We start from the raw sequence: 24,533 nt of genomic DNA on the forward strand, positions 1-24,533 counted from the left end.
TGAGGGTCAGGCCCATGTCGGTGTTCCACCACCGGCTTGGGCCGCTTGCTCCATCTCGTGGAGCCACCCAGTCCTGACAGGACCCCGACCGGATCTCAAGGACCCGATCGGCAAAAAGAGAACAGATCCTGAACGAGGTTAACGGCGGGCTCACGTCCGAATTCTGTCCACGCGCGATGGTAAACGATCGGTGAAGCGCGATGAGGTTGCGCTGAGCACGGCGCCAAACGCACAGCCGGAATCAAGAAAGGGGCCCCAAAAGCCCCTTTCTTAAGTTCAGTCCGCCGACGCCTCGGCGGGTTTGCGCGTGAGCGCCTTCGGCTTCCTTAGTCCAGACAGCCCTTCGGTCGAGCCGAAAGAAAGGACGTTGGAACCGGCGGTCTCAGATGCTCCACCCCTCCGGGTGAATATCGCTGGCGGTACGTAGTCCTCGAGCGTTTCATCCTCGTCCTCGGACGGATCGAGACTCGGCGCGTCGACCCGCACGACGCCACCCAGCGCCTCCAACCCACGGCGCATCACCTGGTCGGGTGAGTTCGAGGCAACAGTGGCCTCGAGCGGCCACTCAGGCTGCTTCGCTCTCGAGGTTGCCCAATCGAGGAGCGGCAGCAGCTCCTGGCTCAGCCACAGTTCGAGCTCCTTCGCCTCAGGCCAGGCCTCTCGATCACCCACATCGTCGAGCGTCTCGAACACTTTGTGCCAGCGGCTTCCGGGAGCGAGCTCGGTCGCAGAGAGCTTGCGGACGTCGATGTCGCCTGGCGCATCGAGAAGTAGGACGTTGCCCAGGCTGCGCTTGGCAAGTCGGCCCAAAGGCTCAAGCACCGGAACGAGTGCTTTCTTCTGAAGACGCTTGCCCCGAGGTTTGCGTTCGAGAATGTCCTCGACAGTCTTGGCAAGCATTGCCGCATTCTCAACGAAAGCGGCAAGACCGCTCTTCGTCTTGATGTCGATCAGCGCCCGCAGCCCGGAGAGACCGCCGACTTCGGCAAGCTCAGTGCTTGTGACCTCTTCGGACACGTTTTCGGCGCCGTCCGCCAGCAGAGCTTTCACCTCACTGACGCGAATGCCGTCGTTCTCCTCCGCAAAACCCAGAGCAGCCTCGACCTTTTCGTCCGGCGCGGACGCCAGATGAAAAAGAACCGTGGGGCTGATGGCCAGCTCGACCGCACGAGTTCGGTACGGAGCTAGATTGCGAGCAACAGACCGATAGTTGCGCGCGGTCTTCGAGGAGATGTCGCATCGCTGCGATACCCATTTCTCGAAGGTGCCGGGCTCAACGAGCTCGGACGCCTGCTCCAGCAGGTCACCCAGTTCGAAGGCCTGCTCCGTAGACCGGCGCCCCAAAGCCTGGATGTTGGAGGCTGTCGCTTCCAACGCCTTCATGCTCTGCGCGTCGATGGCGGCCGCGTCGTAGTCAAAGCGGCCGGATCCCGCTTCGTTCGTTTTCTTCGTCATGTCAAAGATCCTTGCGTGTTGCAAAAGCATCAACTGCACCTGCGCAATTGACATGTAAATTATCCCTTGGATTTAAAAGTAACTCAAGACGTATCAAAAGTTGTCTATCCAATTTTTACTTAGCAATTTCGGGATATTGCATGCATTAATACTTAACGTACTTCATTTTTAGCGCATTTGAATTTTTCTTACTTTGACTTGGCCAAAGTAACAAAACACAACTACAGGGTGCGCCACCTTGCAGGCCCGTGCATGTTTTCGCAGACCCGCCGACCTGGTAACCGAGACAGTTCATAGAGGTGCCACGATGTCAAAAGCGGTCCTAACGACAAAAGTCGATCCGACCTACGACGATCTTCCGGAGCAGCGCTACCACTTCCCGCGAACCTATCTGCGTCAGATCGAGGCTGTGCGGCGAGACTGGATCGTCTACTATCAGCCACGGCGGCCGAGCGGCGATCTGATGAAAACGGGCGGCAAGCAGGGATATTACGCGACAGGCAGGATCACCGATATCATCGTGGATCCGTCGAGGGCCGACCATTTCTATGCGCTGATTGATGACTTCCTGCTCTTCGACCACGCTGTGCCCTTCAAGGACGTCGACCACTACTACGAAAGCGGTCTGCGGAAGGAGGACGGCTCTGCGAACAAGGGCGCCTTCGGGCGCGCTGTCCGCAACATCTCAGATGAAGAATACGACCTGATCCTCGCCGCTGGCTTCGCACATGTACTAGGCAAGCGGGATCGGGAACGCCCGGCGCCAGATCCGGCTGAGGAGGCGCGCCTCGGGCTGGGCGACAATCCACAGATGCCCTACGAGGTCGACAGCATCGACCGCCGGATCGTCTCTCAGGTGGTGCAGCGACCCTTTCGCGACAGGGCGTTTTCCGTGGCGATCAAGGCAGCCTATCAGGACATCTGCGCTGTCACCGGCCTCAAGCTGATAAATGGCGGCGGGCGATCGGAGGTTCAGGCGGCACACATCCGGCCTGTAGCTGACCGCGGGCCGGATAGTGTTCGCAACGGCCTCGCGCTCTCCGGGACCGTGCACTGGATGTTTGATACGGTCTGATTTCAGTCGATGACGATTACAGCATGCTGGTCGCAAACGCGGCGTGCCGGAGGCGATCTCGCGGCTGATGCATCCGGAGCGACGCCTGCTTGTGCCGTCACGCCCAGACGAGGGGCCACATTCACAGTTTCTGCAATATCACCGCGAGAAGGTGTTTAAGGGGTGATGAGGCGGAAATAATTTCCGCGTCTCACTTTCCGTGGCTGGAGGATATTTCCTTCAAAAGGAGCTCCGCCTGGGCGAGCACCATCTGCACAGCCTCCTGCTCCAGGTCCGGCGGATATCCGAACTTCTTGAGAATGCGCTTCACCAGGATGCGCATCCTCGCGCGGGCGCTTGCCTTGTGTTGCCAATCAACGGTGACTGAGCCCCGCATATTCTCGACCAACTCATGGGCGATGACGCGCAACTGTTCGCTGCCCATGACCTCGACAGCCGTCTCGTTGCCAGCCAGCGCATCATAGAAGGCGATCTCTTCCGGTGAGAGCCCCAGCTCATCCCCACGTGCGGTCGCCGCCTGCATCTCTTTGGCCAATGCGATCAGTTCCTGGATCATTTCGACTGTAGAAATCGCGTTGGCATGATAACGGGCAACAGCCTCTTCAAGGCGCCGCGAAAAGGTCTTGGATTGGACCACGTTGGTTTTGGAGCGACTCTTGATCTCCCCGTTCAGCAGCTTCTTCAGGGCTTCCAAGGCGAGGTTCTTTTTCTCCATTTTCTGCACATCCATCAGAAACTGGTCAGAGAGAACGGAGATGTCAGGTGATTGCAGGCCCGCTGCCTTTAGGATGTCCACGATCTCGGCATTGGCGACTGCCTGATTGAGAAGCTGTTCCACCGCCAGGGACTTCGCCTTGTCAGACATTTTGCCGGTGGCCGTCGTCTTCACAAGGGCCGCGCGAACGGCCTGGAAAAAACCGACCTCATCGCGGATTTCGGTTGCCGCATCGCTGGCGGAAGCAAGGGCATAGGCCTTGCTCAACTCCAGAACCGCATCCTGATAGCGGCGGTGCGCCTGCTTCTTGGCCTCCAGACTTTGGACCTTGGCAGCTTCCGCCTGCTGCCACTTCAAGATCCAGTCGATGCCGTCTGCCAGCGCCTTCAGCCGTTCGACCGGATTGCCCGTGACACCCAGGCTGTAGTCATGCCCGGTGAACATGCCCCGGACGATCTCGTATCTCTCCAGGAGGACGGCCACGGCCTCCTCCTCATCAATACCCGTCTTGTCGCGGTCGGATTGGGAATACTGGGCAAGCGCCTTTTTCAGGTTGGTGGCGATGCCGATGTAATCCACGACGAGGCCGCCTGGCTTATCCTTGAAGACACGGTTGACGCGGGCGATAGCCTGCATCAACCCATGACCGCGCATCGGCTTGTCGATATACATCGTGTGCATGCAGGGCGCATCGAATCCCGTCAGCCACATGTCGCGCACGATGACCAGCTTCAGCGGATCATCCACCTTTCGCGCCCGCTTGGCGAGGTCGTCACGGCGCTTCTTGTTGCCGATATGCTTTTGCCACTCGAGCGGATCGGATGCCGAGCCGGTCATGACGATCTTGATCGCACCCTTGTCGTCATCATCCGAATGCCATTCGGGCCGAAGTGCCACGATCTCGTTGTAGAGATCGACGCAGATGCGGCGGCTCATGCAGACTGCCATCGCCTTGCCGGGCAGACCTTCGATGCGCTTTTCAAGATGCTCCACCAGATCAGCAGCGACCTGAGTCAGTCGCTTCTTCGAGCCGACCAACCTCTCAACCGTCGTCCATTGCGCTTTTTGTTTTTCCTGTTCCGTCAGGCCTTCATCTTCGAGCATGGCCTCGATCTCGGCGTCGATCTTTGGCTTCTCATCCTCATTCAGTTCGATCCGAGCGAGACGACTCTCGTAGTAGATCGGAACGGTCGCCCCATCTTCCACCGCGCGACTAATGTCGTAGATATCGATATATTTGCCGAAGATGGCAGGCGTGTTCACATCCGCCGCTTCAATCGGCGTTCCCGTGAAGCCCATAAAGGAGGCGTTCGGCAGCGCCTGACGGATGTAATGGGCATAGCCATAGCGACGCTCACCGGTCTCCCGGTTCAGCTTGGCGTCAAAACCGTACTGGCTGCGGTGCGCTTCGTCGGCCATGACGATGACGTTGTGGCGCTCCGTCAGCACCGGAAACACCTCCTCACCCTTTTCTGGCGAGAATTTCTGCACGGTCGTGAAGATCACGCCGCCGGAGGCCCGGTTTAAAAGCTTGCGCAGATCATCGCGACTATCGGCTTGTTCCGGCGTCTGGCGGATCAAATCCTTGCACAGGCTGAAGGTACCGAAGAGCTGATCGTCCAGATCGTTGCGATCGGTCAGCACGATCAGAGTGGGATTTTCCAGCTCGCGCGAGCGCACGATCAGGCCGCCGAGGAACGCCATTAGCAAGCTCTTGCCGGAGCCCTGGGTGTGCCAGATCACGCCGACCCGGCGATCCCCCTCAGGCTTCACCGCCTCAATGGCACTGGTGATGGCCTTGCGGGCGCCGTGGAACTGGTGATAACCGCCAAGGATCTTGAACGGCCCTTCGCCCAGATCGCCAAACACGGTAAAGTCACGGATCAAGGCGAGAAAGCGCTCCTTGTCGAAGACGCCCCTGAGCAGCGTGTCCATCTCGTAGGGGCCGTGGGGCGTGAAATCCCCCTCCACGCCGGTCACGGACCGCCAGGGCATGAAGCGCTCTTCGTCTGCCGTCAATGAGCCAATCCGCGCCAGCATACCGTCAGACGCCACGATCACCGCATTGGTACGAAACAGCGAGGGGATCTGCTCCTTGTAGGTCTGAAGCTGGTTATAGGCTTCATGGATCGTGGCATTCTCGCTTGCCGCGTTCTTCAGCTCGATGATGCCGAGCGGCAAGCCGTTGACGAAGATCATGACATCCGGGCGTCTTGTATATTTACCCTCGGCCACGGTGAACTGGTTGGTCACCCAGAAGTCGTTGTTCTCCGGGTGCTCGAAGTCGATCAGCCACAGCTTGTCTCCCTTCACTTCCCCATCGCCGATGCCGAATTCGACATCGACGCCTTCGGTGAGCAGGCGGTGGATACGGCGGTTTTCCTCGACCAGAGACGGCGTTTCGCTGATCAAAAGCTGGCGGATCGCCTGTTGGCGCGCGTCAGCCGGAATGTTTGGGTTCAGACGTTCGACTGCGGTGGCGAGCACATCCGACAGCAGCACATCGACATAGGCTAGACGGGCGGGAGCGGTCCCGTCCGGAGAGATGAGCTGCGAGGGATGGTAGAGGTAGCCAAGCGCCTCGAACGTCGCGAGAACAACCTCTTCGACAAGGCCTTCGGAGAAGCCCCCGTATCTTGCCTCATCTTGCCTGAAGTCGAAATTTGCCATCAGCTTGCCTCGTTACTCTCCGCTGAAGGCCGAGCTGCCGCAAAGAAGTCGTGGCTTTGCTTTCCCTTACCTTCGAAATTCAGATTGTTCGTATTTCGATACTCGGCATCAAAAATCTCTACAAGCTGCTCCGCCAGCCTGCTGGCCAGATTGCCGGCTCCGAGGAGGGTTAACTGACGTGACAGACCCTTCTTCACATTTGCCCTGGTAGATTCCTTCCGGACCCAGTCGACACTCTCGAGCTTGGCATAGTTTTGAATAATCTTTTTTGCCCACTCTACCGCGTCGATGTCCGCGCCGATGAACCCAGCTTGCAGGGAAATTGCGTGTGTAACCTGTTCTTCCAATGTTGTGCCGGCCGCGGCTTCAGATGCCAGCTCTGCCTCTTTAACCGCGTTTTCGGCCCTTTCGGCGCTTCGTGACGCCTTAGCCTCGGCTTCAGCGGCGATTTTAGCGCTTTCAGTAAACTTCCGCTCGTCGTCATCCTCCTTGATCTTCCTAAGAAGCCAGTCATTGCAATACTGAGCTGCTCCAAAAGGATCAGGGAAAAGGCTGCCATGATGAATGTTCATTTTTCGGAGCATCGCAAGGCATTCAAGGCGTCGCTCGTTTGGAATGTGAATCTTGCAGATATAGGGCGCAAGCTTCCGGGCAATGTCATTCGCGGGAAATTCGAATCCATTTTCCGGCGTAGGAAGATCTTCAAAGCCATCAAAATCGATGGCGGAATTTTCCTGAAGCGCATTGATAATGTAAGATTCTGAAGTTTTCGCTGCCTGAAGGTGTAAGCGTGAAAAGTCCAGCCTGGCTCACAAGTCTTGCGTTATCGTTGGAACGAGGCTCGACAAAAAGCTCTGGTAAGGCCACCTTCAACCGCGTCATGTCCAGACAGAAGATCGCCCTACTATGATTGTCGGCGTTTTCAGGATCTGGCTCTGCAAAAGCAAAATAAAGCGAGACGAATGGAGATTTCGACCAGTCCAGAAGCGGAGTTGCGAGGCCGACGTGCTGACCATAGGCCCATACGTCCTCATCCTCCATCGAGGTAAGGTCAGGCCCACGACCACGCATGGCGAGACGGAAGTACATCAGCAGCGCATCTCGATCTTCGTCTCGTATGCTCCCGTCCGAAAACTGCCGCGTTAGTGTTGAGGCTAACGGCCAATTGTAACCACGCTGCCCACGATAGATGATTTCATGCCGAGCGCGATTTTGATCAGGATCACGCATGACTTCGACGAAATGCTCCCAGCCATGCACACGACACGTCGGCAAGAGCCCGTCAATCGGGTTATTTGGAGCAGCGAACTCAGGCCAAATAGGTAGGGACAAGTAGTACGGACGGCTTTTGACGGCGGAGATTCGCCAATCTTCTAGCAGCCGATGTAGCTCACTCTCCTCCAGGTCAGGTTTACTCATGCGGCTATTCAGCTCTGTTGCCACAAAATTGGCCAGCTCACCGAGATCGGCGTCTCCGTCCATAAGAAGCCTGCCGCGCTCCCCCAGTGACGCGACGACATGCGCAAACTCTCCTCCCGTGGCTGCTTTCAATGCTTCGGGAGCGCATTCCATCAAATATTCTAAGACACCTTGGCGCAGTTCGTTCATGCTGCTGCTTAGCTTGCTGCAGTAAGGCGGACCTCGCCTGACATCAATTCCGGGAGGAGGAGGTCACGGGTGGCTGCGAGGGTGCGGTTTTCAAAAAGCTTGCCGACAATCAGATCGAAGATGGGAGTGATGACATCCTCAAAGGCCGCCTCCACCGGGCCCGGCGCTACGGCAATCTCCAATCGCTTCATGTCTTCCTTGGTCACATGCCCAAGCCCGGTGGTCTGCCTGTTTCGCGCCAATTCGGCAAACTGCGGCATCAGGGCTTTGAGAAGCACATAAAGTGCTGCTCTTGAGCGGGTGCCATTTTCCCTGACCGCGAATATGTGCTGGTTGAGCCATGCGTCGCCGCCGATCCACACAAACGCATCGATTGACGTATCTGGATTGCCTGACCACGAAAAGAGCAGTTCACCGTCGGAGATCCGATACCTTTCTCCCAGCGCTGTATTGGTGCGTTTGGTGCTAGTGGTAACACCGTTTTTGAGCTCGGCGATTTTCACTACAGGAAGCGCATCAAGATCATCGGAGAAGTGCATGTTCTTGTACGCTGCACCGTTGACCCAGTTTGCCTGATCCAGGAGAGGCTTGCTTTCCCACCCCTCCGGCAGCCCATCATCCCCAAGCGCGGCTGGGAACAGATCGGCAAGGGCTTGCGCCCGTTCGGTGCCCTGGACGAGGCCGCCCATGATGGTGAGGGGATCGGTTGCGCCTTCCAGCTTGCGGCGGGTGGGGCCGAAATCCACAAACCAATCGCGGAAGATCGCTTGCGCCATCAACTCCAGCGTCTCATTCATCTGCCGGTTCAGTTCGATCTTTTCGTCCAAATGGTCAAGAAGGCTAGAAATACCCATCTGCTGCTCTGGAGGCGGCAAGCGAACGGATATCTTGTTCAGAGTTCCTACCGTCAAGTAGGGTAAGGCGGAACCCGCTGAGACAGTATTGAAATCAATCGTCTGGAGAAGGTGATAAAGGAAGCTCTGATTTAAATCCTTACTAATCGTAGAGGCCGACATCATATTGTTGTCCAATAATGTCGGACGAATAACGCGCCGCCGTCTGTTGTAAGTTAAGGCAACGCCAATTTTGGCAAAGGCAACAGCTCCGGGTTCGTGAATTGTGGCTTTGAGCGCCTTTGCGGCTGAAACTGATAGCCAGTTTTCAGCGCCATAAAGATCTTTCCAATTTTCGGCTCGGTTCATATCACTCACCTTGACAAAAGGTAGATCACCGAATGCCAATCCTTGTGCTTCCTTCGGAAATACGGAACCTCCCTTGAATTTCACCACGTCGCCGAGAACAAAGTCACGCCAGTTAATCACCTAAATTGACCCCCGAGAGTGCATCCCCAATACGCCTTTCTAACAATTTAGCTGCGTTGAACTGCGTCATAAGAGTCTCTCGTAATACTTCAAACTTCTCCGCAAACGAGATTCCATCATCCTCGGCATCCGCGCCCCCACATAACGCCCCGGCACCAGCACATGACCGTGCCCCCGCACCTCTTCCAACCTGGCGGATTTGCAGAAACCCGGCTCGTCCGCATAGTCTGTCCAGCCGTTCTTCGCCCGCGTTTCCGGCTTCGAGCGCCAGCGGTGATAGGTATCAGCGATTTTTTTGACATCCTCTGCGGTGAACTCACGGCGGACACGGTCCACCATGAAGCCGAGTTTGCGAGCATCAATGAAGAGGATTTCGCCGCGCCGGTCGCGGTGACCATTGGCGCTCTTGTCGCGAGCAAGGATCCAGAGGCAGGCGGGGATCTGGGTGGAATAGAAGAGCTGGCCCGGCAGGGCCACCATGCAATCTACCTGATCCGCCTCGATCATCGCCTTGCGGATCTCTCCTTCGCCGGATTGTTGCGAGGACATGGAGCCGTTGGCCAAGACCACGCCAGCCGTGCCGCGCGGGGCAAGATGATGGATAATATGCTGAAGCCAGCCGAAATTGGCGTTGCCGTTCGGGGGTCTGCCAAACTTCCAGCGGGCATCTTCCGCCAGCCGCTCTCCGCCCCAATCGGAAATGTTGAAGGGCGGGTTGGCAAGGATGAAATCGGCCTTCAGGTCTGGCAGTTCGTCGCGGTGAAAACTGCCCTCGTTGTTCCAGCGGATATCGGCATCGATGCCTTGCACGGCGAGGTTCATCTTGGCCAAGCGCCAGGTGGTGTGGTTGATCTCCTGACCATATACGGCAATGTCATTACGCCGCCCACCATGCTCCTCGATGAACTTTTCCGACTGCACGAACATGCCGCCTGAGCCGCAGCAGGGGTCATAGACACGGCCCTTATAGGGCTCCAGCATCTCAACCAAGGTGCGCACCACGGAACGGGGCGTGAAGAACTCGCCACCGCGCTTGCCTTCGGAGCTCGCAAAGCCGGAGAGGAAGTATTCGTAGACCCGACCCAACAGATCCTTGGCCGTGTCCTTGCTGTCATGCAGGCCGATGTTGGAGAAGAGGTCGATGAGCTCGCCCAGCATAGTCTTGTTCAGCGTAGGGCGGGCATAGTTCTTCGGCAGAACGCCCTTTAGCCCTTCGTTCGACGGGAAGCGCTCGATGGCCTCCATTGCTTCATCGATCAGCTTGCCGATTTCGGGCCGCTTGGCATTCGCCTGAAGGTGCCCCCAGCGGGCCCCCTTCGGTACCCAGAAGACGTTTTCCGCGAGGTATTCCTCCGGGTCTTCCGCATCGGCATATTTGTCTGCTTCCAGCTTGGCATGGAGGCCGTCGAAGGCGTCCGATATGTATTTCAGGAAGATGAGCCCAAGCGCCACATGCTTGTATTCCGAGGGCTCGAGATTGCCTCTAAGTTTATCAGCAGCCTTAAAAAGCTCGGCCGTGAAGCCGAGGTCACCATTATTATCTTTTGCCACTACGGCCGTCCCCTCAAATCAGTTCCCATGGAACTTAGGATGGTTGGGTTCGAGCTGTAAAGCTCAGAAAGCTATCCTGGGTTGCCCAAGATGTATCCGTCGCCCCAGCCGAAGACCGGAAATTATTTCCCATGTGGGACGCACGGTAATTGACGCAATGTCATCGACGCGTCTATCCGTCGCGTTCGAGGATGGCTGATGATGTTGGCTGGGGACCCTGTTCACCTGCCTCCGAAAACGTTTGGAAAGAACTTGTCTCTCAGGCGCGCCGCAAGATCCTTCCCGTTTGCCACGTCGACGCTGCCGGTCTCGACTACCGTCTCCTGACCTGTGATCCGGAACTGCGCCTGGACACCCTCATTGGCGCCAAGCCCATCGTGATGGGGATAGAGCAGAGTCAGCTTAGGTGACTTGTAGAGATGAGCGTAGGCCATCATCTGGTAAACATCACCCTGAGAAACACCCAGCTTCGGATCATCAATCCGCGCGGATATCCGTTTCCATTTCGTGTCGATGACATGGGCTACCTGTCCATCCCGCCAGATCAGGATGTCGGGCTTGGTTTGAAACAAGGCGCGGTCGTTCTCGACAGAGGTGAGGCAGAAGAGCCGCCCACCTTGTAGCGTAACGCGGAACTCGGTCCCGGCGAGAGCGCGCGTGACCAGTCGTCCGACATACTCCTCAAAAAGGGCGTTCATCTCGAATAGGAGGGCACTCCCTTGTCCCGAGCCACTGCTAGTCGTCTGGTATCGACTACGCAAGAACAGTTGTGCCATGCCGAACAGATCCTGCCAGGCGCGATTTGTCCGGTCGATGATGACCTCTCGCCATTTCAGGGCTGGCACCGGAACATCTGATATATAGGCATAAACAAAGGCCAATTCGCGAAGGCGCTGCTGATTGGCCGGACTCCGTGACAACCTTGACACATGCGCTACGGCGGCTCTCATAATCTGGTTCAGCGCGATGTCTTGCGATAAGTCATCGAAGCGACAAGCGAGGCGTCCGGGGTTCAAGGCATGACGAGTAAATTGACGCGGCACATCCAGCGTGCCGCGTAGCGCGGAAAGATCGTCCTCATGATCGAGATAACGCCTAGGCATACCGCGACGGATCGCTTCGGTCAGCTTGTCACAGAATATCCGGATCAGGATCTCAAGAAGGGTCTCGCGCTGCCAGTCGAGGTCTGTAATCCGCCCTATTTCGATATTCAGATCCAAGGCGACCGCGAGCATATGGACGAGACGCTTGCGGATAGCAGCGTTCTGCCGCTCCGCCCCTTCTGCTTGCATAACGTCGATCTTTGGGAGGATTTCAAGGCTGCAACCCTGCGCAGCAATTACACCCACGACACCTCGGGCCCGTAGCTCGTGCCGCCGATCCTCCAGCACACCACCCCCGCCCCGGCCGGCTAAAGGCGAGGTCTTGGTCAGAGCAACCAGCCGGCTAGCAAGATGTGCTGGAATGGAGCCCTCCACGTCGCCATGGGGCAGCGTATCCCACTCCCGCACAGTGTAGGACGGCATCAGACCTCAAACTCCGAGAAATCGAACGAGTCTTTAACGCGCCAACGTAGCTTTTCACCGGAGAGGTCGTCTTCGGCAATGCTCGCAAGAGCGGCGAGTCGCCGTGCTTCCAGAAACCGCGGCTTGCCTTGCCCGGTGTCGCCCAGAACGGCGGCAACCTTGGACCAGTCCTCGTAGAAATACTCCGCCAACAATGGGATTACTTTGTGGCGCATTACCTCCTCGACATCGCCACGTGTCGCGCAGCCGGTAAAATAGGCGTGGCCAATCTGATGCTCCCGGTCGAAGAGAAACTCGACCCGGTCGTTGATCGTGGTCAGGAGCTTCCGCAGATCAATCCCGCCCGTATTTGTGGGAAGGACCAACGGGTTCGGCATCAGCTCACGGAACGTGAACCGGCGGCGCAATGCGGTATCGAGAAGCGCAATGGAGCGGTCGGCCGTGTTCATGGTGCCGATGATGTGGAGGTTCGCTGGAACCGCGAAGGGTTTCTTCGAATATGGCAACACGAGGCGGATTTCGTTCGGCATACCCAGCCGCTTGTCGGGCTCCAAAAGCGTAATCAACTCGCCAAAAACCTTTGAGATGTTTGCTCGATTGATCTCATCGATGATTAAAACATGATCCCGTGCCGACTGATTTGCACGAGGTGTTTCATCACCGAAAACAATTGCTTCCAGGGCGTCCCAATCCACCAGTGACTGATTGAGCTTGTAAACTGAATGACGTCTGAAACCTCTGGCGTAAAAGCGGCTTCGTTCTGCTCCGGCGTCTTCTCGCCAAAGCCACTCTACATGCCGGCGATGCGGATGGAATGCTGCCTCGGGGTCGTAGAAATATTCACCAGTGACCCTGCCAAACGCCTGCATTCGATCACGTCCATCAGAGACCACGACATAATCACCAACCTGCATGTCCGCTCTGAAAGAGAAGGTGATTACGATGTTTCCATCGTGGCCGGTCGCGTCGGGATCCTTCTTTGCTCTCCATTCAGATTGTATTTCATCGAAGTCGTCGAAACGTTCATCCGACCAGTCAATGTCACTGCCCCAGCCCACATGGATGAGGTTGTTGTCTAGGCCAAATCGAATCCGGTAACGGTCCTGCTCAATTTGCCGATTCCCGAGTGCGACCTTGAACACGCGTGCAGAGCGGTCAAGCCTGCGCGGGGATCCTTCAGAGACTTGGTCGAGCCGTGCGCGCTCGCTGACTCGCTTGAATACGCCGTCGTGGGATTTCAAACGAAAACCGGTGCTGACTTCGACATCCTCGGGCCCCTCGCCGGCTTCATCGCCGGTGCTTGGCCGAAGGCCTTCGATAAATTCCTCGTAAGACATGGACTGGTGGAAGGTGACGAACTCGATCCTTCCCTCGCTGACTAAGCGTCGATACTCGACCATCAGCGCGTTGCGCTTCTCGCCCCCCTGAAGCGCCGCTGCTACCTGTTCCCCAAGACAAAGCCGAACGGCCTCCCACGCGGTGCGGTAGGTCTTGCCTGTGCCAGGTGGCCCATAGAGAATCAAGTTGGTCGCTGAACGCGTTGAGGCTGTACTTTCTTCTGTCACGGTGGCCGCCTTCGCTTGTGATGCGAGCTTGTAGGTGAAGATGGTGGAGCTGCTGGGGTTCGGTTCGGTATGTGTTGGCTGTGGCACCTGAGCCAATTGCTGAAACTTCTCGCCTCCGAGAGCTTGGCAGATATTAGGAAACGCATCTTGCAGGCCCATGGTCGCGGCGAGATCGCCAGCTCGAACGGAAACCTCAGTCGCGCCCTGTTCCCGTGCCGGCTCGATGAAGTAGTTCAGCGCACAAAGCCGTATACGGTCGGCGCCTCGCAGCACATGTTCTTCCTTTGGTATTTCAGAGGGCGTGTCATCACTGTCGACAATGATGAAACCGCTGTTATGCAGTAGTGAAACCGGGCCGCTCGGCTGGTTCCAGCCACCGTGAATATCGGTCGTGCCCAAGAGAAACGCCACAACGGGCTTTGTGGGGTAGAGGCGGTTCTCGCGACCGCGGGTAGAACGCACCCAATAATCTCGCGGCTCACCAAAAGCACTGAAGATATCCGCATGGGCACCGCGGCTCCGAAATGCTTCGAATGCATCGCAAGCTGCTTCTATGGCAGCGCGTGAGAAATGACTTGGCTGCTCGTTAGTGCCGCCCTCCGGCGGAATTCCTAATTGCCGAGCGATCTCTGGATCGAGCTCGTACCGAACGAGTTTCTGAGCCCCAAACGTGAGGTAGTTGACGGAGCCACCCGAGAACGCCTGGCAGCGAGCCGCAAGCCCATCGATCAACATAGCGCGCGCTACTTCCAGCCAATGTTCTGTGTGAATGGCTTCGTCGGCCCGATTGCTGGCGCCCTTCGGCTTTATTTTGAAGATCGATCTTCCTGTTCCACCATCCCGGACGGGTCGATACGGCAGCCCTTCGCGATCGTAAAAAACGAGCCGTCTGTCTGGGGTGAGCAAGGTCATCTATGGGTCTCCAAAAGCACGCGGCGTGTTTACCAGACTTATCTGCTCGTTTGCATTACCTTTCACCTCGCGGAGCCTCCGTGGTCCGAAAGTAGAGCCGGCCAATGAAACAGGGAACTGATGCCGCGCCATATCTCCTCTGCCATTGAAGCGGTGATGGAGACAGGAAAGGCCCCTCTCATTACCCTGACGCACCCATTTTGTCTGACTGAACTGGAACGGCGCGATCGTTCACACCTTCACTTGTGACAGAAGCATCGATGGCACCGCCTCACGTAGTCGCCATGTCACCGTAACGGGCATCTCGCCTGTCCAGGTTACGAAGTCCACCTCGCCACAGTAGATGAATGGTGCCGGCTTGGGTCCGATCTTCTTCGTCTTGCGAACCAGCAGATGGATGTGAAGGCCGAGCGCGTGATGGTCGCGGATCATCTCACCATGCTTGGACGCTTGCTTGGTCCTGTTTTGGCTTTGCCATGAAAATTCCGTGGCAGAGATGAAGTGATCGGCATAGCGGTGCTCGTCGAGCATCCCCTCCTTCTCTAAGGTGACCAGCAGGAAGATATGAGGCGGTTTTGGCACGAAGCCCGCGTTCCACGTCGCCTGATCGAAGGTCAAGCCGAAGGCTGGAGGGATGGCTTCGCGTGAATACCGCTCCCAAAGCTGAAGGCCGGCTTGTGCCTGGCCTTGGGCACTCATTGGCTCTATACGCCACGTATTGTTTTGGAAATGGAGCCGGACACGATCGCCTTTCCCAGGCAGCCCGGCATCGTCGCCGAACCATCCGCGCAAGATCGTAGGCAACTGGTTGGACGGCTCGCCGGCTCTTCGCACAACGTTGATTGCAATCTTGCCAACCGTCGCCACCATCGGCTGACCACCGACGACGACATCCAAGGGACCTTCTGCTAACTGGGCCACACCGGACGTCGTTGGGAGGAACAGGATAGGCAGTCCGCTCGCGTTTCGCGCGACGCGGCAGACGGCGTCCGCCAGCTCGTTGTGACCTCCAATTCTGCTCAGATATTGCGCGAGACGCCAATCGAGGATTTCCTGCAGCAGATGGCTAAAGGTCTCCCTGCTACTCGGCGCTCTCGCGAACCCGAATAACTCTCCTTCCAGAACGAAATAGGGCGTGCCGTTGCTGTCCCGCAGCTTCGTCAGAACATCTATCGGAAATTTGAGTAGCACCGCTCTAAGCGCTTTCCGATCCGCGAGATCGACAGAGAAATCCTGCTGGAGCTTGTGAATGCGTAAGGCCAGGCGCGCAACGCGCCCGACAATCTCATCAACGGTGCAGCGATCCTGCACGGTCTCCCCGTCGAACAGTGCCAACATCGTCATGAGCTTGTAGCTCCGGGTCAGTTCGGTTTTCTCCATTTCCCGGAAGAAATCCTCATGCTCCAACCAGGTCGCTCGCTCCAGATCGTCCAACCCGCGCATTCGTACCACGAAGCCGAGCCAGGAGCGTTCGCTGCTGCTTCTCGGATTGCTGCCGGAATGAAAAACCTCCGACGCTGTGGGCCGGACGCCATGCCGCTCCAAGAAGTCGCGGTAGAAATCTTCCAGCGCATTCTCGGTACTGGCCGGTTTTACCAGCGTGCGCAATATGTCGATCGTCGCGAGATCGTAGGTCACTTCGCAACCGGTTGGCAGACTAATCTGATCGCCTTGGAGCTTTTCCAGAAGCTCCCGGATGTGGCCGCTGGACGACGCATCAACATTCGCAATCGAGGCGATCGCGCGGAGCTTCGTGAGGAAGATGCGATGATTGCCGATATAGTCGATGACGACCAGACGGTCCTTGTTCGCAGACTTTCGCAACCCACGTCCGAGCTGTTGCAGCCAGATGATGGTCGATTCCGTCGGGCGTAGCATCAATACGGTGTCGATGCTCGGGACGTCGACGCCTTCGTTGAACATGTCTACGGCAAACACCACGTCCAGTTCGCCCGCTTCCAGTCTCTGCAGCGAAGTAGCCCGCGGTGCAGAATTTCCGCCGGCGTGAACGGCAACAGCGGAGACGCCCTGCTGGTTGAAGAAGTCGGCCATGAAATCGGCATGCGTTTGGGAACAGCAGAAACCGATGCACTTCGTCCCACCTCGCAAGCGATACTGTTCGAGCGCGTTCTGCGCGCGCGTTTCTGTAGCGACGGCGGCAGTAAGCTCGGTTAGGTCGAACTGGGCACTACGCCAGGGGATATTCCGGTAATCGACATTGTCCGGGACACCGAAGTAATGAAAGGGGCAGAGATGCCCGGCTTCAATCCCTAGATGGACACCGGCCTGGAAGACGAGGTTCTCCTGGCAAAGACCGAGGAGATCAGCTCCATCGCTCCGTTCGGGCGTCGCGGTTAGACCGAGGAGAAACTGTGGTTCGAAGTAATCGATGATGCGGCGGTAGGTCGTCGCTGCTGCATGATGGAACTCATCGATGACGACATAGTCAAAGGTGTCCGGTCGAAATTGCTTGATCTGGTTTACCTTGCCGAGAGTTTGAACGGAGGCGAAAAGGAGATCGGCATCCGTGTCCTTGTAATCGCCCGACAACCTTCCGATCCGAGCTGTCGGTCGCACACGTCGAAATGTCTCGATCGCCTGATTGAGTATTTCCTCGCGATGGGCGACGAAGAGGATGCGACGATATTCGAGGCGATTGCTGTCAAAGGCCGCCAGCCAAGTCTTGCCAAGACCGGTAGCGAGCACAACAAGGCCCGCAGTAAACGCGTCCTGCCGCGTGTGCTCGAGCGCTGCGAGGGCCTGCCGTTGGATGGCGTGGGGTTCGGGAGGGGGCAGCGGCAGCTCGTATGCCAAGCCAGCATCTTTGAAGCCTAGCGGATTTCTCCGGCTTTCATAGCGGTTGATCCACTCCGAGGTGACGGAGACGGCACTATAGGAATCAAACAGGTCTTCGAAGCCATTGGTGATCTGGGGGAAGGCCGATCGGTCGTGGCTGGAGATGACCTTGTAGTTCCACTCGATGGATGTGGTCAGCGCCGCCTCCGACAGGTTCGAACTGCCGACGAATGCCACGCCCTCCTTGCCCGACAAAAAGATATAGGTCTTGAGGTGAAATCCTTGTGCCGCAGCCTCGAAGACCCGGAAAGTCAGATCCCCATCGAGATCGGCTAACCGCCGCAGCGCCATCGGCTCCGTTACGTCCATGTAGTCGCCGACGAGAATTCGGGCTCTTCCGCCACGGGCTAAAAAATCTTTCAGATGTTCGACGATCAGTCTGGCCCCGCTGTCAAGCAGAAATGCTACTGCGATGTCGCAGGCTTTTGCCTCGTCCATATGCATGATCAGATGGGGCAGAAGGTGGTCGCTTCCCCCAGTGATCAAGCGCTTCAACGCTCGGGTGCTGCTCACTTCCTGGTCAAGGTAGTCGGCCTTGTGCGGGATAACGTGCCTGACGCCGCCTCTCGGATCGTCGACGTCACCCCTGTAGCGCGGAATGACGTGCAGGTGAAAATGGGAGACCGTCTGCCCTGCAGCTTCAGCTAGATTGAACCCGACGTTGTACCCGTCTGGCTTATGCTTTCGTTCGATCTCAATTTTTGCCCTGTCGATGTTCTGCCAGATCGACTGCTTCTCGTCCGCTGAAAGATCGTCCCATGTCTCCGCATGCCGTCGTGGAACGACGAGTAAATGTCCTGGCGACACCGGGAAGGCGTCCCACCGGGCGACGACGTGATCGTCCATAAAGGCGGTGCGGCTCAGTTCGACGGTGCAGAACGGGCATTGGATCATCGGCAAACTATGGGCCGCATCGCCGAAGCATCCCAGGATCGCTGAAGCTTTTCCACACAATGATTTTTGAGAACCCGCTGCGTTTTTAGGCACCTGGCTCAGGCGCCATTCAATGTGAAACCGTGAGGTGGAAGCGCGTTCAACCAAAGGAAGAGAATTGGGGCGGCTTCGACTCAAATTACTACGCGCAAACTTGCCGACGCGCTGATCACTTCTGAGACGCGGCCGGAATGCAAGCTGTGAAGGGAATGAGCGGTCGTTAACAAGGTGACGGCCAGACAACAACTTTGCCCCAAGAGCGGAAATTATTGCCGGTATACCCCTCCTGTTGACTGAGGCCCAAAGCCAGGGCACAAAGGTCGCATCCACGGTCGCTCGCGGCAGTAAAACAGAGGGAATTTCAAGACTTTTTAGTTACGTCATTGAAATCATGTGAGAATCCAGGTTCCCTGAGGCGGGCGTTTTTAGACCGATATTCCGACCCAAATTTGCGACCGATTTCCACACGAAAAAGCGACGCCTTCTCAAAAGCTTGGGCAACTCTGGGCCGCCTATTCAAGGCGAACCCTGGTGGTCAAACAAGTCTTACAAAGTTGGCTGAGGACCCGCGATTAATGACTGCAACGGGGCCGTTTCCAGACAGTCCGGTTTCGGAGCCCGGGCATCGATAAGCTGGCACTAGGCATGCCACTACCACCTTCTTCCAACCCCAATTCGTCAGTTTGCACGTCACTCGCGCGACGGCCGCTCGTGCCTCCCGACAGCTCAGTTTTTCAGGTAGCTCTCGTTGAACGCGGGGTGCGGCTTGAACCGTGGGGTCACAATAGTGACTTTGCCCATCTCAGTCGGCTCCGCCTCGATACGGTCGAGAGCCTCGTTGACCGTCAGGCATTGCTCCTCATTGAGGTAGAAACGATGGTCATCGAGGAAGGCTCGAAATTTGTGATAGGTGGCCTTGGTCGCGCTCGCGATGCCCGCAACTGCCTGCTCGATTTTGCTCCGCTCGACACTCGGTCGCAGAAGCGGCACGACGTCGAGCGTGCGGTCCTCGGAAATGACGAACGCCATGCGCGGAATTGAGGTCGCCGCGACGTACCGAACCGCCGAGTTATAGCGCGACCCACGCGACGGCGTGCTCTCGACCGACGCAGGGCCATCAAGGATCACGCCGATCGCATGGCAAACGCTATTCTTGTCAGCGAGGATCGTCCCGTCGATCAGCGTTGCACGCTCGATCAGCGCCCTGCTCAGTGGCGTGGGGCTGATGACGGTCCCCTGGCGCTCGAGGCGCTTGGCCTCACTGGCTGCATCACTCGCTATCACCAGCGAGCCGCCGTGAGGAAGCTGCGCCAAGATATCGAGGACAGTGCGGAACCTGCCGATCGCGGCTTCGTCGATCGAATCAAAGACGCGACGCATATTGTCAATGAAGCGTTCTTTGCCGATCGTCTCCTGCGGCAGGCGCGCCTCACCAAAGCGGCAACGCATGAGCACCTGCTCGCCTCGCCGGAGATCCCACTGATCGTGACCTAAAAAATCCACAGAAAAGGGCGGCGTGCTGACGTCGGATAGGTCTCCAATCCCAACGATGGTGTTGTAGTCGGCTATGAGCGCCGCCTCCGATGTTGCCATTTGCAATAGCTTTCGTGCCCAGCGCGTCTGCGTCAGCGCCGCCGGGCGATCAAACTTCAGCACGAAGCTCAGATTAGGATCCTCCGCGGCCGCAAAAATCAGTCTTCCCGCTCCCGCTTTCCCCTCATAATGCGTCTGCGAAATGGCGTTGATGGCATCAAACATATCGCAATTTGCGAACCTGCCTTCGATGAACGGCGTCCGCATGAAACTGGCAGCAGCGCGCCTGATCACCTCTGGTGCGGAACGCATCGCATCATCGCCAATTTGCCGCCCCGGTTCTGGTCGCATGAGGCCATGCCGACCCTCTTCAAGAATTTGGCTAATGCAGGAGTGGACGAGGCTCGCCTCATTGGGCTCTCGGTTCCAAATCGCCTCGAATGAGGGATGCTGTCGGAACAAGTGCTCCGGCACCTGCAGAGCACAAACGACGTCATAGTCGCCGACGCGGTAAGGCGTGCCGCAGAATGTGCGGCGGCCCTGCTTACGTCCCTCGACATCAAGCCGACTCTGCACCTGCTTTGCAATCGTCAGGCGCCGGATATTATCCGGCTTTTCTCGCATGGATATGTCATCACCATAATACACGCGGTGCATGGGATGATCAGTGAGGGCCTCGTTCACCTCGTCCGTGATCCGCTCGAACAGCGCCAACGGCCATTCACCGTTCTCGGGCTCGATGCAGACGGGGTGCCCGGTCGGGAGCTCAGGTCGCCTCAGACCCACCAGCAACGCCTTGGGCTCAATATCGGCGCCAATCAACTCGAAGACGCGTTTGGCCAGGTATTCGAGGCTGAACCGAAAATGGGATTGGTACCCCCACATGAAGAGATTGATAGTGTCCCGCTTCACTTCTTCTCCTAAAAAACCAGGCCACTGCTTCAGCAGACCCACTTCCAAAAACCGTCAGTAATTGTTCCAGAAAAGTCTGAGGCTGGTGCGGAAGGTTTCATAGTTCGCGATCGACCAGCAAACGTCCTGGTAATCGCGCACAAGCCAGTGAAGCTCGTTCGCGCACGTCAGATCATCCTTTTTAGAGTTTTGAATGAAATTGAGGCAGTTGGTCACCGACATCAGGTGGCTGTAGCCGTACTGATTGTTCGGGACGTTATAGAGAAGGCCTTCGATGAAGTACGAGGGCGCTACCCCGGCACCCAGATAGCCTTCCTCGATCATGCGGTTTCGCATGTTCTTGAAGACTCGGACTATCCTCTTCACCCAAGAACCCGTCGCTTGGTTCTTGTTCGACAGGTTCTCCCGGTGCTGACGCGGGTAATTGACGATGCGACGGCCGCTTGTGGTCTCGAATACAATGCCTTCCTTATACTGCGGCCCCATGAACCCCGAATATGACGTGTAGTGCCGGTGCTCGGCTGAAACGAGCACATCCGCATCCCGACGGTTGCCGCTTCCCGGAACGAAAATCGCCTTATTGCCTACCGTGACACCGCCATAGTGCCGGCTAAGCCAAGCGGCAACGTCTCTCTTGAAGTCTGACAGTTCGTAGTCAGCGGGAACGCGGTCGCGTTGGTATGCCGACTGCTCGCTCGACTGAAGATCTCCGGTATTGTGGTAAAACGTCGAGGTGAGGCGGATTACGATATCGACGTCGCTGTCCGCATAGATGTTCGTGTCATTCGCGTACGACCCCTGAAGGAAGTCGTCGAACGATCTAAGGTAATACGGCGACTCGGGGCTGTTCAGAACAGCTCTGATAGCGTCGTGGGTAGCTTTGGACTGCGTAACGGATCCGTGATGGGACCACGTCTGAAGCTGCTCGTCTGATATAGGCATGAGGTCTCCGCTAAAGCAGAAGCTTCCTGATGGCTGTTTCCTGCTTGCCGAATGACTCCCGGCCGCGGGTGTGAATCAGGTCGAGCTTGGACAGGTCGTATTCGAAAAGGTCGGTCTCCATTGACGGTTCGGTGAATGCCTCGCTGACGCGGACGGTATCGACGTCGGGAAAGAGGATGCGGCGAAGCTGCTCCATCGACTGGGCATTGAAGTTGAAGGTTTTCTGAATCAGCTCGGCTTCCTCCGCCCAAGAGATGAACCATGCCTTCGTGAACTTCTTCACGCGTGGAACAGGATAATCGCCCACGCCGACGTTCAAGACCTTGATGCGGTCGTGGGGCACCTTGTACGCGCGGACGGCATCTGCGATCGCGTACAGCGTCGGGTTGTTCGCGCAGAACCCACCATCCAGCAGCAGAAGCTCATCGCCGTTGATTTTGAGCTGCCGTCTCGTGAAGAAGGGGTAGGCAGAACAGGACGCCTGCACTGCGTCGCTCAGGGTGCAGCCGAAACCGGGAACGAAGCTCGCCGCGCGGCCGTGAGCCTGTTTTGGGTTGGACTTGAAAATAATGGGTGTTTCCATCACCCACTTGGTCGCGACCACACCCAAGCCGGTCTTCACCGCGTTGAACTTCCGCTTCTTGAAAATCGCATCGCCCAGCTCTTTCAAGGCCGCCGACCGACGCGCCTTGTCCTTGGGGCGCATTACGTCCGGCACGTGTTCCCGATAAAGTTCGTGGATTTTCGAGACCGGCGTACCGATGGCTAGGAGCGTGCCGATGATCGCGCCGGTACTGGTTCCGAAAATGAGGTCGAACGCCTCATGAATCGGCTTGCCTAGCATGGCCTCGACTTCGTGAAGCACGCCCAAGGTGTAGAAGCCCTTCGCTCCACCTCCATCCAAGGTCAGGACGCGAAAGTATTTATCGGTAGCTAGGTCCTCCACGGATGCCCCCAAAGGAAATCAACCTCTGATCTATAGAAGCCCATGCTGGATAGCAAAAGGGCGTCAGCTAATCCTGGGTTACTTTGTCCCAGACATTTTCTGCCGCACTGCACAAAGGAAAGCCTCAAGAATAAAGGCGCTCATTGCGACAACGTTCACCTCTAAGACTGACAGGAAGGCGCAAAGCAGTCACTTGCATGCTTCAGCCGGAGAGTCCGCTTTAGAAGCGCGGAGCCGCTTTCCTGTATGTCCGCGATGAGGGCGCAAAGCTGCCGGTCGCTGTAAGGCTGCCTCACCGCAAACTTGAGGTCCGAAGCGGAAATTATCGCCGTTAGACCGTCTAGTTGACTGATGCCCAGAGCCAGGGCACAAAGGTGGCATCCACGGTCGCTCGCGATTGGAAAACAGAGGGAATTTCAAGGCTTTTAAACTAAGCTATTGAAATCATGTGAGAATCCAGGTTCCCCAGCCAAATTTTTCTCACCAATAAATTCATACACTTAGCGCGGATTATAAGTGCTAGATTTTGCCGTGACCGCACGGCTTCACCAAGGCGATAGCGGAACCGCTACCGCATCCGGCGGTCTATCGTCACGGTGAATCATTTGCATCGCTCTGATGCCGATGGTAAAAGGGTGTGAGCAAGAAAGGGCGAAACCATGAGCGCCGTAAAAGTCACCAAGACCAACGAGACTCGGAAGACGTTTGACGTGCGTCCTTCGCAGGCTCCGGTTGACTACGACAAGCTCATTTCGACGGCTATGACACGCTTCCCGAAGGTTCACGCGATCCTTGCGAAGTGAACCTATTTGGCTACCCGCCGAAATCATCGTAAGAATTAATCTCGCAAATACCATAGACACGGGTGAAAACCACGCGTTGCTGTTTCCCGACAGGTTGGAGGGTGCGCTGATGCGTCCTCGAAATCTATGGGCTTACGAAGAACCTGATGCCTTGATGCTTGCCGTCTCGTACATGCAGGGCATTGCGATGGCTCATGCATTCGAGCAAGGGAACAAACGCACCGGATTCGATGCCGGATTTCTGTTCTTGAACGCAAACGGATGGGATATTCATCCAGACGCCGATCATGAACTCATGGCGGTCGTGTTCCTTGAGCTTGTCGAGCGGGACCGAACAACCCGCGAGTTTGAGACCTATCTCGCCGACTACATTATTCCAGCACCCGGCATGGAATAACACGTCGGACTGAAGTCTCCCCTCACCCCCGCCGCAGCGTAAAATACCGCTGCGCCGTCTCCGCCCTGTTCCGCAGAGCCGGCGGGAACGCATACTCGCCGCAGACCTCGAACGCGAACCCCGCCTCCACCAGCGTGTCAGCCATCACCTCGGTCAGTTCCGCCGTCGTACGGTAGATGGCGTTGTAGACTTCGTCGAGTTCTTCGGAGAAATGCTCCTTCAGCGTCAGGCGGACGTCGAGTTCGGAGAGGGATTCGCGGAGGTAGATCGTGGCGTTCGGGGCCGCGAGCTTGGCGATCATCTTGAAGGTGTCGTGGACGGCTTCGTCGTTGAGGTAGATAAAGAGGCCGGTGATCAGGAAGAAATCGAAGGGCGGTTGCAGCTGGAAGTCCTCGACCGCGATCCGGGGGATTTCGACGACCTGGAACTGGACGTTCTCGTCGTCGCCGATCTCGGCCTTGGCGCGGGCGATCAGTTCCTCGGAGAAATCGAAGCCGAGATACTGGTTGCCGTTGTTGTTGTAGAAGGTGGCGAGGCGGCCGGCGCCGCAGCCGAGTTCGAGGATCTTCGACGGGCGCTCGAGGCGCGGCAGGAGGTGGGTCTTCTCGTGGATGTCGCGGTCGACGGCGATCGTCGAACCCTCGGATTGCAGCATCACGGCGTTGACGGCATTGCCTTCCTTCCTGGCGCGACCATTGAAGAAATCGCGGACCTTGAGGACGTCGATGCTTTCCTGATCCTTGTATATGCGGCTCATGCTCGGTTCCGTTTCGTGACTGTTTGCCTGAAGGGTGTCGCGATCCGCAAGGATC

At 57.0% G+C, this 24,533-nt stretch carries 16 protein-coding genes; 3 read left to right on the forward strand and 13 right to left on the reverse strand.

Annotated elements, in window-relative coordinates; genetic code table 11:
- Window positions 1-276 precede the first annotated feature (276 nt).
- Entirely contained in the window at window positions 277-1,509 is a 1,233-nt protein-coding gene (locus tag P3R82_RS22015; RefSeq protein WP_283195332.1) for a hypothetical protein, read from the reverse strand.
- 253 nt (window positions 1,510-1,762) lie between these two features.
- On the opposite strand from P3R82_RS22015, the gene P3R82_RS22020 reads away from it, so the two are divergent.
- Window positions 1,763-2,530: an HNH endonuclease gene (locus P3R82_RS22020; RefSeq protein WP_283195333.1), complete on the forward strand. Its 768-nt coding sequence runs from the start codon at window positions 1,763-1,765 to the stop codon at window positions 2,528-2,530.
- Window positions 2,531-2,720: 190 nt separating this feature from the next.
- Here P3R82_RS22020 and P3R82_RS22025 read toward each other — a convergent pair whose 3' ends face one another.
- From P3R82_RS22025 to P3R82_RS22075, 11 genes are all read right to left on the reverse strand, one after another.
- A complete protein-coding gene (locus tag P3R82_RS22025; RefSeq protein ID WP_283195334.1) occupies window positions 2,721-5,915 on the reverse strand; it encodes a type I restriction endonuclease subunit R in 3,195 nt (1,064 codons plus the stop codon).
- Window positions 5,915-6,487: a hypothetical protein gene (locus tag P3R82_RS22030; RefSeq protein ID WP_283195335.1), complete on the reverse strand. Its 573-nt coding sequence runs from the start codon at window positions 6,485-6,487 to the stop codon at window positions 5,915-5,917. Before P3R82_RS22030 ends, P3R82_RS22025 begins: the two co-directional genes overlap by 1 nt.
- Before the next feature lie 139 nt (window positions 6,488-6,626).
- Complete coding sequence (locus P3R82_RS22035) at window positions 6,627-7,523, reverse strand: FRG domain-containing protein (protein WP_283195336.1); 897 nt, start codon at window positions 7,521-7,523, stop codon at window positions 6,627-6,629.
- An 8-nt stretch (window positions 7,524-7,531) separates the two neighbouring features.
- Window positions 7,532-8,845 carry a restriction endonuclease subunit S gene (locus P3R82_RS22040; protein ID WP_283195337.1) on the reverse strand — a complete coding sequence of 438 codons (1,314 nt, stop codon included), beginning with the start codon at window positions 8,843-8,845 and terminating at the stop codon, window positions 7,532-7,534.
- A 66-nt stretch (window positions 8,846-8,911) separates the two neighbouring features.
- Complete coding sequence (locus P3R82_RS22045) at window positions 8,912-10,396, reverse strand: class I SAM-dependent DNA methyltransferase (protein ID WP_283195338.1); 1,485 nt, start codon at window positions 10,394-10,396, stop codon at window positions 8,912-8,914.
- A 221-nt stretch (window positions 10,397-10,617) separates the two neighbouring features.
- Window positions 10,618-11,922: a restriction endonuclease gene (locus tag P3R82_RS22050; RefSeq protein WP_283195339.1), complete on the reverse strand. Its 1,305-nt coding sequence runs from the start codon at window positions 11,920-11,922 to the stop codon at window positions 10,618-10,620.
- The gene (locus tag P3R82_RS22055) at window positions 11,922-14,399 is read right to left on the reverse strand and encodes an AAA family ATPase (protein WP_283195340.1); all 2,478 of its coding nucleotides are present in this window, start codon (window positions 14,397-14,399) and stop codon (window positions 11,922-11,924) included. The genes P3R82_RS22050 and P3R82_RS22055 overlap by 1 nt, the downstream gene beginning before the upstream one ends.
- 231 nt (window positions 14,400-14,630) lie before the next feature.
- Window positions 14,631-18,242, reverse strand: a complete 3,612-nt coding sequence (locus P3R82_RS22060; protein WP_283195341.1) for a DUF3427 domain-containing protein — start codon at window positions 18,240-18,242, stop codon at window positions 14,631-14,633.
- A gap of 672 nt (window positions 18,243-18,914) precedes the next feature.
- Window positions 18,915-20,675, reverse strand: a complete 1,761-nt coding sequence (locus P3R82_RS22065) for a diadenylate cyclase (RefSeq protein ID WP_283195342.1) — start codon at window positions 20,673-20,675, stop codon at window positions 18,915-18,917.
- A gap of 12 nt (window positions 20,676-20,687) precedes the next feature.
- Window positions 20,688-21,575 (reverse strand): nucleotidyltransferase, encoded by an 888-nt coding sequence (locus P3R82_RS22070; protein ID WP_283195343.1) that lies wholly within the window; start codon window positions 21,573-21,575, stop codon window positions 20,688-20,690.
- A 10-nt stretch (window positions 21,576-21,585) separates the two neighbouring features.
- The gene (locus tag P3R82_RS22075) at window positions 21,586-22,521 is read right to left on the reverse strand and encodes a patatin-like phospholipase family protein (RefSeq protein ID WP_283195344.1); all 936 of its coding nucleotides are present in this window, start codon (window positions 22,519-22,521) and stop codon (window positions 21,586-21,588) included.
- 659 nt (window positions 22,522-23,180) lie between these two features.
- Here P3R82_RS22075 and P3R82_RS22080 point away from each other — a divergent pair.
- Together P3R82_RS22080 and P3R82_RS22085 are read left to right on the forward strand one after the other, a co-directional pair.
- Window positions 23,181-23,324 carry a hypothetical protein gene (locus P3R82_RS22080; protein ID WP_018898523.1) on the forward strand — a complete coding sequence of 48 codons (144 nt, stop codon included), beginning with the start codon at window positions 23,181-23,183 and terminating at the stop codon, window positions 23,322-23,324.
- Window positions 23,314-23,721: a type II toxin-antitoxin system death-on-curing family toxin gene (locus tag P3R82_RS22085; protein WP_283195345.1), complete on the forward strand. Its 408-nt coding sequence runs from the start codon at window positions 23,314-23,316 to the stop codon at window positions 23,719-23,721. Before P3R82_RS22080 ends, P3R82_RS22085 begins: the two co-directional genes overlap by 11 nt.
- A gap of 22 nt (window positions 23,722-23,743) precedes the next feature.
- On the opposite strand, the gene P3R82_RS22090 is transcribed toward P3R82_RS22085, so the two are convergent.
- Window positions 23,744-24,478, reverse strand: coding sequence for a class I SAM-dependent methyltransferase (locus P3R82_RS22090; RefSeq protein WP_283195346.1), 735 nt, complete (start codon window positions 24,476-24,478; stop codon window positions 23,744-23,746).
- Window positions 24,479-24,533 lie beyond the last annotated feature (55 nt).

The sequence above is a fragment of the Rhizobium sp. AN80A genome, assembly GCF_030053015.1.
Taxonomy (GTDB): domain Bacteria; phylum Pseudomonadota; class Alphaproteobacteria; order Rhizobiales; family Rhizobiaceae; genus Rhizobium; species Rhizobium metallidurans.

What these genes read in the sequence shown, in the direction of transcription:
- P3R82_RS22035 (WP_283195336.1), bottom strand. Translation starts at nt 7,523, where the DNA reads ATGAACGAACTGCGCCAAGGTGTCTTAGAATATTTGATGGAATGCGCT.
- P3R82_RS22055 (WP_283195340.1), bottom strand. Translation starts at nt 14,399, where the DNA reads ATGACCTTGCTCACCCCAGACAGACGGCTCGTTTTTTACGATCGCGAA.
- P3R82_RS22015 (WP_283195332.1), bottom strand. Translation starts at nt 1,509, where the DNA reads ATGTCAATTGCGCAGGTGCAGTTGATGCTTTTGCAACACGCAAGGATC.
- P3R82_RS22030 (WP_283195335.1), bottom strand. Translation starts at nt 6,487, where the DNA reads ATGAACATTCATCATGGCAGCCTTTTCCCTGATCCTTTTGGAGCAGCT.
- P3R82_RS22090 (WP_283195346.1), bottom strand. Translation starts at nt 24,478, where the DNA reads ATGAGCCGCATATACAAGGATCAGGAAAGCATCGACGTCCTCAAGGTC.
- P3R82_RS22050 (WP_283195339.1), bottom strand. Translation starts at nt 11,922, where the DNA reads ATGCCGTCCTACACTGTGCGGGAGTGGGATACGCTGCCCCATGGCGAC.
- P3R82_RS22025 (WP_283195334.1), bottom strand. Translation starts at nt 5,915, where the DNA reads ATGGCAAATTTCGACTTCAGGCAAGATGAGGCAAGATACGGGGGCTTC.
- P3R82_RS22080 (WP_018898523.1), top strand. Translation starts at nt 23,181, where the DNA reads ATGAGCGCCGTAAAAGTCACCAAGACCAACGAGACTCGGAAGACGTTT.
- P3R82_RS22070 (WP_283195343.1), bottom strand. Translation starts at nt 21,575, where the DNA reads ATGCCTATATCAGACGAGCAGCTTCAGACGTGGTCCCATCACGGATCC.
- P3R82_RS22020 (WP_283195333.1), top strand. Translation starts at nt 1,763, where the DNA reads ATGTCAAAAGCGGTCCTAACGACAAAAGTCGATCCGACCTACGACGAT.